11 protein-coding genes and 1 pseudogene are annotated in these 12756 nt (G+C 44.2%); 2 read left to right on the forward strand and 10 right to left on the reverse strand.

Annotated elements, in window-relative coordinates; translation table 11 throughout:
* Positions 1–45 precede the first annotated feature (45 nt).
* Entirely contained in the window at positions 46–732 is a 687-nt protein-coding gene (vrrA, locus tag AS030_RS09950) for a VrrA/YqfQ family protein (protein ID WP_061971135.1), read from the forward strand.
* 123 nt (positions 733–855) lie between these two features.
* Positions 856–1797, forward strand: a complete 942-nt coding sequence (locus AS030_RS09955) for a 4-hydroxy-3-methylbut-2-enyl diphosphate reductase (RefSeq protein WP_061971138.1) — start codon at positions 856–858, stop codon at positions 1795–1797.
* Positions 1798–1834: 37 nt separating this feature from the next.
* Here AS030_RS09955 and AS030_RS09960 read toward each other — a convergent pair whose 3' ends face one another.
* From AS030_RS09960 to ccpN, 10 genes and pseudogenes are all read right to left on the reverse strand, one after another.
* A complete protein-coding gene (locus tag AS030_RS09960) occupies positions 1835–2956 on the reverse strand; it encodes a Nif3-like dinuclear metal center hexameric protein (RefSeq protein WP_061971140.1) in 1122 nt (373 codons plus the stop codon).
* The gene (locus AS030_RS09965; RefSeq protein ID WP_061971142.1) at positions 2953–3669 is read right to left on the reverse strand and encodes a tRNA (adenine(22)-N(1))-methyltransferase; all 717 of its coding nucleotides are present in this window, start codon (positions 3667–3669) and stop codon (positions 2953–2955) included. Before AS030_RS09965 ends, AS030_RS09960 begins: the two co-directional genes overlap by 4 nt.
* 114 nt (positions 3670–3783) lie before the next feature.
* Complete coding sequence (cccA, locus tag AS030_RS09970; protein WP_061971144.1) at positions 3784–4128, reverse strand: cytochrome c550; 345 nt, start codon at positions 4126–4128, stop codon at positions 3784–3786.
* 222 nt (positions 4129–4350) lie between these two features.
* Positions 4351–5976: an AMP-binding protein gene (locus AS030_RS09975; RefSeq protein WP_061971146.1), complete on the reverse strand. Its 1626-nt coding sequence runs from the start codon at positions 5974–5976 to the stop codon at positions 4351–4353.
* Between the two features lie 21 nt (positions 5977–5997).
* Positions 5998–7137 carry an acyl-CoA dehydrogenase family protein gene (locus tag AS030_RS09980; RefSeq protein WP_061971148.1) on the reverse strand — a complete coding sequence of 380 codons (1140 nt, stop codon included), beginning with the start codon at positions 7135–7137 and terminating at the stop codon, positions 5998–6000.
* A 256-nt stretch (positions 7138–7393) separates the two neighbouring features.
* Positions 7394–8518: an RNA polymerase sigma factor RpoD gene (rpoD, locus tag AS030_RS09985; RefSeq protein ID WP_061971150.1), complete on the reverse strand. Its 1125-nt coding sequence runs from the start codon at positions 8516–8518 to the stop codon at positions 7394–7396.
* 588 nt (positions 8519–9106) lie between these two features.
* Positions 9107–10366, reverse strand: a pseudogene (dnaG, locus tag AS030_RS09990) (DNA primase); the annotation flags it as partial.
* A gap of 70 nt (positions 10367–10436) precedes the next feature.
* The gene (locus tag AS030_RS09995; protein WP_074440499.1) at positions 10437–10907 is read right to left on the reverse strand and encodes a YaiI/YqxD family protein; all 471 of its coding nucleotides are present in this window, start codon (positions 10905–10907) and stop codon (positions 10437–10439) included.
* A gap of 274 nt (positions 10908–11181) precedes the next feature.
* On the reverse strand, positions 11182–12006 hold the full coding sequence (locus AS030_RS10000) for a pyruvate, water dikinase regulatory protein (RefSeq protein WP_074440500.1): 825 nt from the start codon (positions 12004–12006) through the stop codon (positions 11182–11184).
* Between the two features lie 22 nt (positions 12007–12028).
* Positions 12029–12679: a transcriptional regulator CcpN gene (gene ccpN / locus AS030_RS10005; RefSeq protein WP_061971155.1), complete on the reverse strand. Its 651-nt coding sequence runs from the start codon at positions 12677–12679 to the stop codon at positions 12029–12031.
* Positions 12680–12756: the final 77 nt, after the last annotated feature.

The following is a 12756-nucleotide window of genomic DNA, read 5'->3' on the forward strand; positions in this document are numbered from 1 at the left end:
ATATCTTTAAGGGAAGGGTATTTTTTTGAAGGGAGGGTCAAAACCATGTATCCATTTCCCCCTAGAGGTCCTCAGGGAGGACGTACGCCTCATGCCAACGTGCCGCCCGGACAACGATTCGCTCCTCCAGGCGGCATGCGGTCCCTGCCAGGCCTGGGCGGTGCGGCAAGATCACCATTGAACATGCTGACGATGGTGGAAAACGTCCAGAAAATGTTGCAAGTGGCTGAAACTATGGGCCCGATGGTTAAACAGTACGGACCAATGGTTAAAAATCTGCCAGACATGATGAAATCGCTTAAGGAATTCAGAGATAATACCAATAAAGCCTTTAAAGAAAAAAAGGAAGCAAGAGAAGAAGCCAAAGTCCAAAAAGCAAACACAGTCCAAGTTCAGGCAGAAGCACCAACCAAAAAGAAAGAAAGACCTGCTGCAAAAACCAAAAAGACACCAAAGGTTCAGCAAAAACGCCAGTCCAAACCACCTGTTAAAATCGAAGTAAACAGTGAATGGCTGGATGAAAGCAGTTTTCCTTATGATTTGCCTGTAAATGGAGAGAGCTCAAGCTTTCCGTATGACATCCCCGAAGGAACACCAGAAGATGCAAAAATTATGATCGGTCCTGCCGCTGCCCCAGCTGCCCCAAAGGTAAAGAACATCCAGGCACCACCAAAAGCTCTAAAAAAAGGGCCGGTCAAAAAGCTGCAGCCTGCACCAAAACTGTTTATCTAGCGGTGCAGGGTCCCTTCATTGTTTTCTGATACACTCTCCTTTATAATGGTATAAGGTGTTCAGACCGTCTTCGTGACGGATTCTGCATATCCTACTTTTACGTTGTATAAGGGAGAGATGTACATGAAGGTAGTAAGAATATCTCCTCGAGGTTATTGCTATGGCGTAGTCGATGCCATGGTATTAGCAAGACAGGCGGCTAAAGACCCATCATTGCCCCGTCCTATCTATATTCTGGGCATGATTGTTCATAATAAACATGTAACTGACGCTTTTGAAGAAGAGGGAATTATTACATTGGACGGCAAAAGCCGTCTCGATATTATCCGAAACATTGAATCCGGCACAGTGATTTACACCGCCCATGGTGTATCACCTGAAGTGCGGCGCCTCGCCCATGAAAAAGGGCTGATGGAAATAGACGCCACCTGCCCTGATGTAACCAAAACCCACGATTTGATCCGTGAAAAGGAACAAGATGGGTATGAAGTGATCTACATTGGAAAGAAGGGTCACCCTGAACCCGAAGGAGCCATCGGTATTGCGCCCCGGGCTGTTCACCTTATCGAGAATGTGCAGGATATTCAAAACTTGCAAATCGATAACAAAAAGATCCTGATCACTAACCAAACAACAATGAGTCAGTGGGATGTAGCCGAAATTATCAAACAGCTGCTTGTAAAATATCCTGAAGCCGAGGTTCACAAAGAAATTTGCCTGGCGACTCAAGTCCGTCAGGAGGCAGTTGCCGAACAGGCTAAGGAATGTGACCTCGTTCTAGTAGTTGGAGACCCAAAAAGCAACAATTCCAACCGTCTGGCACAGGTTTCGCAGGAAATTGCAGGAACACAGGCATACCGGATTGCAGATGTGACTGAAATTGAACTGGATTGGCTAAAAGGTGTGAAGACACTCGGTGTTACTTCAGGAGCCTCCACCCCAACCCCGATTACAAAGGAAGTCATCTCTTTCCTCGAACAATATGATGAAATGGATCCTTCAACATGGGAAAAAGAACGAAAAGTAAGTTTGGCCAAAATATTGCCAAAAGTAAAAGCAAAATAAAAAAAGTCTGGTTCAAGATATTTGAACCAGGCTTTTTTTAGAAAAAGAGAAAAGGATCGGTATGAACTTCGGAAGAAACGACTCCGGTTGAGTATCCCTTTTTTTCCAAACTTGCCGTGAGATACTCCCGAAGCCCTTTCTTCATGATTTTCTCTACATTATGTCCTGGATCCACAATCGAAAGGCCCGCCGCTTGAGCATCATGTGCATTGTGATAGTACATATCACCGGTTACAAGAACATCTGCACCTTTCATAATCGCGGAAGAAATAAATTTATTTCCATCCCCTCCAACAACTGCAACCTTTTGTACCTTTTTATTGTTCCCTTTCACCGCGCGCAGCGAACGAACATCCAGCGTTTTTTTCACATGGGCAATAAACGCTTCAAACTCCATTGGTTCTTTCAGCATTCCGATTTTGCCAATCCCGAGAGCTTGTCCTTCGTTTTTCAGTTCGTACACATCGTAAGCCACTTCTTCATAAGGATGAGCCTGAACCATAGCTGCCACCACCTGATTCATTCGTTCTTCCTGAACAACCGTTTCGATTTTAAGCTCGCTGACCGCCTCTAGCTGGCCTTTTGTTCCAATGAAAGGATCAGTTCCTTCTAGCGGCTTAAACGTGCCTTCGCCGGATGTGTTAAAGGTACAATGGCTGTAATTTCCGATATGTCCCGCTCCTGCAGCAGCCATCGCATCTCTCACTTTTATGCTGTGCTGCTCTGGAACATAAACAGCCAGTTTGTACAGCCGCTTCTTAACCGTGGTTTTAAGCACTTCTGTGTTTTGAAGCTCCATCGCATTTGCCAGCCAGTCATTCACTCCACCCTTAGCAATATCAAGGTTCGTATGTGCCGCGTAAACAGCAATATCATGCTTAATCAGCTTCTCAATCATCCTTCCCTGCGAAGTGGATAGATCGACTTTCTTTAAGGGACGGTAAATCATTGGATGGTGGGCAATGATGAGCTGTACTTCTGATTCAATAGCTTCATCCACCACCTCCTCCAATACATCCAGTGCAATCATTACCTTTTTGACCGGTTGGTTAAGGTTTCCCACCTGCAATCCAATCGGATCCCCTTCTTCTGCCAGTTGTTTGGGTGCGAGGACATGCAAATCTGAAATGATCGTTTGTCCGTTTGCATATTTACTCATAGACTTAACTCCTCCTTCACCGAATCAATGCGCTTTTGCAGACTTGCTTTTCTTTCGGCCAGATCAGGGGATTCACTTCGTTCCATCTGCTGCAGAATCTTTTCCCACTGACGAAGCTCGCCTTTCCACTTTTCAACAAATGCCTCGTTTTTCTCTTTCATGAGGAATGGACCAAGAAGCAATTCCAGCTCTTCTTTTTCGCTATAAGGCTGCTGTTCTTTTTTGTCCCAGTCCCAATCAGCCACAAGTACTTCGTATATTTTACCGTCCTCTTTAATAATTTCTTCATGCACAAGGATCCAGTTTTCTTTCATGAGCCATTTTCTTACAGTATCTGCGCCAACATTGGGCTGCAGCACGAGCCTTTTTACACCTTCAATTTTCGTTTTTCCCTTTTCCAGAATACTCGAAATTAATTGGCCGCCCATTCCGCAAATGGTGATCACATCTGCCTCGTTTGGTGAGAGGATGTCCAAACCGTCTCCCTTGCGCACTGATATTTTGTTTTGAAGGTTGGCCGCCTGAACTTCGTGGAGAGCGGATTGATAGGGGCCTTCATTAACTTCACCAGCAATCGCATAGACCACCTGATGTTCAAGGATTAAATAACACGGAAGATAGGCATGGTCAGAACCGATATCCGCCATCACTGCCTCCCTGTGTATATGGGCTGCCACCGTTCTCAGCCTGAGGGAAAGGTTATCTCGTTTCATTAATTCCACCTGCTTTTATTTTCATAGTTCTTATTATGAACAACTCGTGCTAAAAAAACAAAAAGCTGGCTCTTCACAACACATCACCTGTGTCGTCCGGAGTCAGCTTTTCTATTACTTTTTCTTTGAAAGCCATTGAGCGATAATTTGTTGCTCTTCACCTTTTACAACACCCGCCGGCATTCCGCCTGATTTACCATTTTTAAGAATGTTGGTAATCTGCTCTTTTGAATACTTGCCTCCAACCTTTTGAAGATTCGGTCCAACCGCGCCTTCAAGGTTTTGTCCATGGCAGGAAGAACAGTTTTGTTTAAAAATCGCTGCCGGATCCAGTGCTGCCTGTTCTTTTTCTTTTTTCGCTTGTTCCTGATTATGTATTCCCCAAAACGACATGCCAATAACGAGAATAATACCAATCACTGCAGTGAATATAAAAGGAATAAGCGGATTTCGTTTCATGATTTTTCCTCCTTCGTCTGTTATACAATTGGTGTACATTCTGCCTGCTTATGTAAGTGCTAACAATCCATATCCTATTTTACTTGAAAATAGAGTTGAAGGAAAGAAAAAGTTAAACTTTTGCTAGTTTTATCAATCTTACACAAGTATCGGTACAACACTTTACTTTCGGGCCTGCCTCTTGGACTTGATGAGAAAAAACCGTCCGCTGGGCGGACGATTTTACCTTACCAGGCCTTCTTTTACGTTCATCAGTCGTTGTGCCTCTTCACGGAGTTTATACTTTTGAATTTTACCTGAAGCGGTCATGGGATATTCTTTCATAATGAAAATATGCTCCGGGATCTTAAATTTGGATATTTTCCCTTGGCAATAATCCACCAATTCTTCCTTGGTCAGCTGTTCCCCTTCCTTCAGCTGCACACAGGCCGCTACTTTTTCACCATATTTCTCATCGGGAATCCCAATCACCTGAATATCGAGAATCGATGGATGGGAGTATAAGAATTCTTCCACCTCACGCGGATAAATATTTTCTCCACCGCGTATGATCATATCCTTTAAACGTCCGGTGATTGCCACATAGCCATCATTGTCTATAACAGCCAGGTCGCCCGTATGCAGCCAGCCTTCAGAGTCAATAGCATTAGCTGTCGCTTCAGGCATCTTATAGTAACCTTTCATCACATGATACCCTCTCGTACAAAGCTCTCCCTGCATTCCCGCTTTCAAAAGATCTCCTGTAACAGGGTCGATCACCTTCACTTCAACCCCGGAATGCGGCTTTCCTACGGTTTCCACCCGTTTTTCAATGGGATCATCAGGAACTGTCTGTGTAAACACAGGAGAGGTTTCCGTCTGACCATAGGCAATGGTGATTTCTGACATCCCCATTTTGTTGATAACACTTTTCATCACTTCAATTGGACAGGTAGATCCCGCCATCACACCCGTTCTTAGCGAGCTAAGGTCATAGCGTTCAAAGTTCTCGTGGTTTAGCTCGGCAATAAACATGGTTGGAACACCATGAAGAGCCGTACATTTTTCTTTTTCAACCGTATCCAGCACTTCTTTCGGGTTGAACTGGACGACAGGCACCATGGTGGCGCCTGCCGAAACAGCTGTGAGCGTTCCTATGACACATCCAAAGCAATGAAAAAATGGAACTGGGATGCAAAGTCGGTCCTCACTAGTGAGTTTCATTGATGCAGCCAGCCGGTGGGCATTGCCCATTATGTTGTTATGCGTCAACATAACGCCTTTGGGAAAACCTGTCGTCCCTGACGTATATTGCATGTTGATGACATCATCCGGGTGCAGGCTTTCCTCTCTTTGGGCAAGATCATCATCCCAAACGGCTTCGCCAGCGTCCAGCATTTCTTCCCAGGTCAACATGTTGTCATGTGCTTCATTGCCCATAAATATCAGCTTTTCAAGAAATGGGAATTCTTCTTTTTTCGCCTGAATGGTTTGTGCCATTTGTACATAGGATGTATCTTTAAATCCTTCGATTAAAAAAAGGGCTTTGGCATCCGACTGTTTGAGCAGATACTCGAGCTCGTTTTGCTGATAACTTGTATTTACCGTTACAAGGACAGCACCAGCTCGTGCAGACCCAAATTGAAGCAAAATCCACTCCGGAACATTGGTCGCCCAGACTGCAATATGGTCCCCTTTCCTGACCCCGAGGGCCATTAAGCCTTTTGCCACTTTTTCGGTTAACTCATAAAACTCCTGATATGAATAACGAATTCCGAGCGTGCTGTAAACAACGGCTTCATGTGAGGCCAGAGCATGTGCCTGCCCTTCAAGGTATTTGCCAATTGTCAAAGAACCATTCACAGCCATAGTTCACCCCTTCTACTGGATTTAACAGCCAATTTCTCTTGCGATAACCATACGTTGGATCTCCGATGTGCCTTCACCGATTTCTGTCAGTTTGGCATCCCTGAAATATCGTTCTACGTGATAATCTCTCATATAGCCATAGCCGCCATGAATCTGTACGGACTCGGAACAGATTTGCATGCAAATCTCTGATGCATATAGTTTCGCCATAGCCGCTTCTTTTGAAAATCTCTTACCCTGGTCCTTCAGCCATCCTGCCTTATAGACCATGTTTCGTGCCAGTTCAATCTTCATGGCCATATCCGCAAGTTTGAACTGAATCGCCTGAAACTTCGAAAGAGAGGAACCGAATTGCTTCCTTTCCTTTGAATATGCAAGCGCTTTATCGTAGGCTGCCTGGGCAATGCCTACAGCCATCGCTCCGATGCCGATCCTTCCCCCGTCCAGGGTAATCAAAAATTGCTTAAAGCCATCTCCACGTTTTCCAAGCAGATTTTCCTCCGGCACGTTGACACCGTCGAGAATCAATTCAGTTGTATTGGAAGAATGAAGCCCCATTTTTTCATAGTTATCAATAACCTTAAAACCTTCTGCATCCGTTGGAACAATAATAGCGCTGATTTCTTTTTTGCCGTTACTCTTTCCAGTAACCGCCGTGAGCGCCAGGTGCTTTGCATAACTCGCGTTTGTAATATAGCACTTGCTTCCGTTGATGGTCCATTGACCATCTTGATTGATCGCTGTTGTCTGTGTACCCCCTGCATCTGAGCCAGCGTTCGGTTCGGTTAGTCCAAAAGCACCCATCGATTCACCTGTACAGATCGGCACAAGGTATTTTTGTTTTTGTTCTTCTGTTCCAAACATATAAAGAGGAGCGCCACCCAGTGATACATGCGCAGAATAGGTAATGCCTGCAGAACCACAGGCTCTGCTGAGCTCTTCTACGGCGATAGCAAACGATATGGTGTCGGCTCCTCCACCTCCGTATTCTTCCGGAAATGGAAGACCCATGATTCCAAGCTTCGCGAGCTTTTTAAAAATTTCCAGAGGAAACCTTTTTTCTTTGTCGCGTTGTTCGGCACCCGGAGCCACCTCTTCGTCCGCAAATTCCTTCATCATTTTTTGAATCATTGCCTGTTCATCTGTTAATGCGTAATTCATGGCAGACCCACCTTTTGTGTAATTTCACCATTGTGTGTAATCGCTTTCAAGTTTATTATAGATATAAAGGCAGAATTTTTACAACATTAACATTTTCGATTTCTTTCTTTTTTTACCTCTTATTGGAAGTCTGTATTTCTCAAAGGCATTTGCATTCCGTTCTCAGAATCAGTAAAATACATATTAATAAATGGTAAATTTGGAAATCACATCAACAAAAAAGCCTGCCCTAAGGCAGACTTGATCATTCACTATTCTATTCCAAGAAGTCCTTGAGTCTTTTGCTTCGGCTTGGGTGACGAAGTTTACGAAGAGCTTTTGCTTCGATTTGGCGGATCCGTTCACGTGTAACACCGAACACTTTGCCGACTTCCTCGAGCGTTCTTGTACGCCCGTCATCCAGGCCGAATCGTAAGCGAAGCACGTTCTCTTCCCTGTCAGTAAGGGTATCAAGAACGTCTTCCAGCTGTTCCTTTAAGAGCTCATAAGCGGCTGCCTCTGAAGGAGCAAGAGCATCCTGGTCTTCAATAAAATCACCAAGATGGGAATCATCCTCTTCCCCGATCGGTGTTTCCAGAGATACAGGTTCTTGAGCTATTTTCAAGATCTCACGCACCTTGTCAGGTGTAAGTTCCATTTCTGCTCCAATTTCTTCCGGAGTTGGTTCACGGCCCAAATCCTGAAGAAGCTGCCGCTGGACACGGATCAGTTTATTGATGGTTTCAACCATGTGAACAGGAATTCGGATGGTTCTTGCCTGGTCCGCTATCGCACGGGTAATCGCCTGTCTGATCCACCATGTGGCATAAGTACTGAACTTATATCCTTTACGGTAATCAAATTTTTCAACGGCTTTGATCAATCCCATGTTACCTTCTTGAATCAGGTCAAGAAAGAGCATTCCGCGGCCTACGTACCGTTTGGCAATACTGACAACGAGCCTGAGGTTGGCTTCCGCCAGACGGCGTTTTGCTTCCTCGTCTCCTTCTTCAATTCGCTTTGCAAGAGAAATTTCTTCTTCAGCGGAAAGAAGGTCCACACGGCCGATCTCTTTCAGGTACATTCTGACGGGGTCATTTATTTTAACACCTGGAGGAACACTCAAGTCATTGAGGTCAAATTCCTCTTCTTCTTTACCGGCTTCAAATTTTGGCTCTTCCTCATCGCCATCGGTTTCATCGGAAACTTCTACCCCTTGTTCTTCAAGGAAGTTGTAGAACTCATCCATTTGTTCGGAATCCTGGTCAAAAGGAGCCAGTTTATTTGTGATGACGGTATACGTCAGCACCCCGTTCTTTTTACCTGCTTCAATTAGTTGCTCTTTTACTTGATCGATGGTTAATTCGCCTTCCGTCTCCTGACGGTTTGGTTTTTCAGCCATTCGATCCCCTCCTTCCACACTTCACCAAAAAAATTATGAACCTTTTAACTCTTTTTGCATATGAAGTATTTCCATTGCTATTTGGGCCGCCCTGGCAAAATCCTGCCCGCGTTCCGCTTCCTTTTTTTGTTTCTCTTTACTCTGTATCTCCAACCATTTCGGATAGTTGGTGATCTGCCTTATATAATCACTCATTTCCCTGTCGGAAAGATGTTCATTGACAGTCAGCATGGCCAGTTCGGATGCAATCTTGTTTAACCTTTCATCTTCAATGCGCTGCAGGAATAAACCAACATTGGGCAAATTTCCTTCTTCGTAGAAGGCGTATAAATAAGCTGCAACTGCATTGTGTTCTTCAATGTTAAATGACGCTCCAACTGACTCCTGAACCCTAATGGCCACATCGGTGTTTTTCAGCATATGTGCAAGAAGAATCCGTTCAGCATTATGATAGGCAGGCAAAAGCGGTTTGTTAAAATATGTTTTATACCTAGGATTATTATTCCTGTTTGGTTCCACATTATCCTTTTTTCGCTTCTGCTGCTTTGCAGTAAGGTACTGCTGCTGTTTAAGTGCCTCCAGAGAAAGGTTGAATTCATCGGAAAGCTGCCGTAAATAATGGTCTTTTTCGACAGCATTGGACAGCCTGCTGATTTCCTTAATAATCTCTTCGATGTAGAGCATGCGTTCTCCTTCATCGTTAAGATTTTTCCCTCTTCTGAAGTATCGAATCTTGAATGCCATTACGGTTAAACTTGCCCCTATTACATCCCTATTAAACTTCTCAGTGCCAAATTTTTGGATGTAGTCATCGGGATCAAGTCCATCAGGCATCTGCGCAATTCTGACATTAACGCCAGCTTTTTGAAGAATGGCAGAGGCACGGAAGGCAGCTTCCACACCTGCATTATCCGAATCATAGCAAATGACAACGGAAGGAACATTCCGTTTCAGCAATTTAGCCTGCTCCTCGGTCAGGGAAGTACCAAGTGTGGCCACCCCGTTCTCCACACCAGCCCGCCATGCCGCAATCGTATCGACATAGCCTTCAAACAGAACCGCCTGCTCTTTCTTCCTCATTTGCGGCCGCGAAAGATGCATGGCATACAGGTTGTTCCCTTTATTAAACAGCATGGTTTCAGGACTGTTTAAATACTTGGGTTCACCGCTGCCGAGGATTCTTCCGCCAAAAGCAATGACCTTGCCGTTTCTATCCCAAATCGGAAACATTATCCGGTTTCGGAAACGGTCAAAAAACTTCCCGTCAAAATCACGTGTACCGAGCAAGCCCGCTTTTTCACAGAGATCGAGCGAAAATTTTCTTCTCTTTAAAAAATTGGTCGCCGCATCCCATGAGTCAGGAGCAAAACCGATCTGAAAGCGTAAGATAACTTCATCCGTAAATCCCCGGTTCTTTAGATACTCCAGCGCCTTAAGCCCTTGCTCAGTGTTGAGCAGGTAATGGTGATATAGCTTTGCCAATAGCTCGTGGGCCTCTGTCATCACCGCACGGTTATCGGAAGCCTTAGAGTTCCCCTGCTGGCGTTCCAACTGAGGTAAATCTATTCCGGTTCGCTGTGCAATATGCTTGACGGCTTCCAGAAAGGAAAACCCTTCAATATTCATTAGAAACGAAAAAACATTTCCGCCCACCCCGCAGCCAAAACAGTGATAAATCTGTTTGTCCGGTGCAACGGAAAAAGAAGGAGATTTCTCACCGTGAAAAGGACATAACCCAAAATAGTTGCGCCCTTGTTTCTTTAAGTTTACGTATTCACTGACAAGCTCAACAATATCTTGAGACGTTCGAACCTTTTCAATTAGTTCGTCCGGAATTCGTTCTGCCATGTTTAAACACCGCTTTATTTACTTTCCTGTCTCAGAAAAATTCAGACAGGTAATAATTATTCGTTATAAATTAATGAAGTCCTTCAATATTCGACAATAATTTTTGAAATTGTTCAGAGAACCGTTCCAGATCACTTTCACGGAACTTCGATGGGCCCTTTGTTCGCTTCCCTGCTCTTCTCTGTTTCCCGGAAATGTATCTTTCAAAAAGTATTTTTTCCATTTCTTCCTCCTGGTAAATGAATCCACGGGGATGAAAGGTCACCACACCTTTTGGAACGAGAATGCTTGCCAAGCCAAAGTCCTGTGTAATGGCAATATCTCCCTTCACTGAATGATTCATAACATATAAATCTACTTCTTCCCGGTTGGAATCGACAAGCACCCATTCCACACCAGGCGCAGGATCCGTGTAGTGGGCATAAGAGATAACAAAAAATACCGGTACTCCAATTTCACGACAATGTTCGATAATTGCCTTTTTTATCGGAGCCGGACATGCATCCCCATCAACCCATACTTTTACTTTAGAATTTAGCATAAATTACAATTCTACATCCTTCATAGGTTTCCTTCTGTTAAAACCATTTTGTCGAAGAAAACCTCTTTTTGTTTTACTGCTGTAGAAGAATGTTGTTTCATAGAATTCCGCAAGCATGCCCTTAGAAAGAACATTCCAGTCCTATTCTTGGTTGCATTGCTAACTTTTAATCACAATTTTATATTATAACTAAAAATTAATCATAATGCCAGAGAAAATAATCACCAGGAAAAGGCGCACAAAATCCATTTGATTTCGTACGCCAGACAGACGTTTATCTGTAATTTTTCCCTGTGTATATATTGTAGATCAAATTTGCCGATTCTTCGACCGCTTTATTTGAAACATCAATGACTCTGCAGCCAATGCGGTCTATCGTTTTATTGAAATAATCAAGCTCCTGGCGAATGCGATCCATATTCGCATAGTTCGCTTCTGAATTTAACCCGAGAGCCATCAGGCGTTCCCGACGGATATTATTCAGTTTTTCAGGTGTAATACTTAAACCGAAACACTTTTTGGCAGAAACCTTAAAAAGCTCCTCTGGCGGTTCAACTTCGGGCACCAACGGAACATTGGCCACTTTCAGCCGCTTATGTGCCAGATACTGGGACAACGGAGTTTTCGAGGTTCTTGAAACCCCGACCAGAACAATATCCGCCTTCAAAATTCCGCGCGGATCTCTTCCATCATCATATTTGACGGCAAATTCGATCGCTTCCACTTTTCTGAAATAATCATCATCCAGTTGATGTACAATGCCAGGCTCATAACGTGGAACCTGCTGAAGCAGCTGCTGCATCTGGCTCATCATTGGACCGATAATGTCCACGGCAACAACACCTGACGCTAACGCCTGTTGAAGCAAGAATTCTTTCATCTCGGGTATAACGAGTGTGAACGCAATCAGCGCGTTGTGCTCTTTGGCCAAGGCAACGACTTCTTTAATGGTGCCCTGGTCCTCCACATAGGGTACTCGTTTCAATTCAATGGCTGCGGTATTAAACTGGCTGGCCGCGGCTTTAACCACAAGCTCTGCCGTTTCCCCCACAGAATCAGATACAATATAAATCATTGGTCGATCTATTTTGTCAGTCATCCTTACCTCCTGATAGTTAAGATCAAAGGATCATTTCATCCCTGGCCAATTCAACAAAGGCCTTGGTGACGTTCGTTTTTGTAATCCTGCCCACGACTTCATAGCCTTCGCCGGCTGTGGATTGCTTTACGACCGGAAGTCCGTCAATTTGCTTGTCAATCATGATTTGTGCCACATCGAGCAAATGGTCTTCCTTGAAACAAAACGTGATATTTGGCATTCTGGTCATAATAATATTGATAGGAATGGCGTTCAGTTCCTGTTTGCCCATACTTGCCCTCAGCAAATCTTTCCTTGAGACCACACCAACAAGATGAGACTGTTTATTTACGATAAACAATGTTCCTACGTCTTCGAGAAACATGGTACAGATCGCTTCATAAACCGTGGAGGATTCTGAAACTACGACCGGGATGGATGAAAATTCGTGTACCTCTATTTTTTTGATTTTCTCGGTCAATAGCTGCGATCCGGTTTTTCCCGTATAAAAATAGCCTACTCGCGGCCTGGCATCCAAATAGCCAGCCATTGTCAGTATGGCAAGGTCCGGCCGCAGCGTGGCCCTCGTCAGGCTCAGACGGTCAGCTATGTGTTCCCCGGTTATCGGCCCATGATCTTTTACGATCTGCACTATCGTTTCTTGCCTCTTATTTAGTTCGATTGTTCGCACCACCTTAGCAAACTTTTAAATGTGTTATACTCTTAATTAAACATTATATACTAATTAAGGGAGCAAACGAAACCATAACA

It is taken from the genome of Fictibacillus enclensis (assembly GCF_001457035.1).
In the GTDB taxonomy this organism is placed as follows: domain Bacteria; phylum Bacillota; class Bacilli; order Bacillales; family Fictibacillaceae; genus Fictibacillus_C; species Fictibacillus_C enclensis.

Coding starts and splice junctions, on each gene's coding strand:
- vrrA (WP_061971135.1), top strand. CDS start 46: ATGTATCCATTTCCCCCTAGAGGTCCTCAGGGAGGACGTACGCCTCAT.
- AS030_RS09955 (WP_061971138.1), top strand. CDS start 856: ATGAAGGTAGTAAGAATATCTCCTCGAGGTTATTGCTATGGCGTAGTC.
- AS030_RS09960 (WP_061971140.1), bottom strand. CDS start 2,956: ATGAGTAAATATGCAAACGGACAAACGATCATTTCAGATTTGCATGTC.
- AS030_RS09965 (WP_061971142.1), bottom strand. CDS start 3,669: ATGAAACGAGATAACCTTTCCCTCAGGCTGAGAACGGTGGCAGCCCAT.
- cccA (WP_061971144.1), bottom strand. CDS start 4,128: ATGAAACGAAATCCGCTTATTCCTTTTATATTCACTGCAGTGATTGGT.
- AS030_RS09975 (WP_061971146.1), bottom strand. CDS start 5,976: ATGGCTGTGAATGGTTCTTTGACAATTGGCAAATACCTTGAAGGGCAG.
- AS030_RS09980 (WP_061971148.1), bottom strand. CDS start 7,137: ATGAATTACGCATTAACAGATGAACAGGCAATGATTCAAAAAATGATG.
- rpoD (WP_061971150.1), bottom strand. CDS start 8,518: ATGGCTGAAAAACCAAACCGTCAGGAGACGGAAGGCGAATTAACCATC.
- AS030_RS09995 (WP_074440499.1), bottom strand. CDS start 10,907: ATGCTAAATTCTAAAGTAAAAGTATGGGTTGATGGGGATGCATGTCCG.
- AS030_RS10000 (WP_074440500.1), bottom strand. CDS start 12,006: ATGACTGACAAAATAGATCGACCAATGATTTATATTGTATCTGATTCT.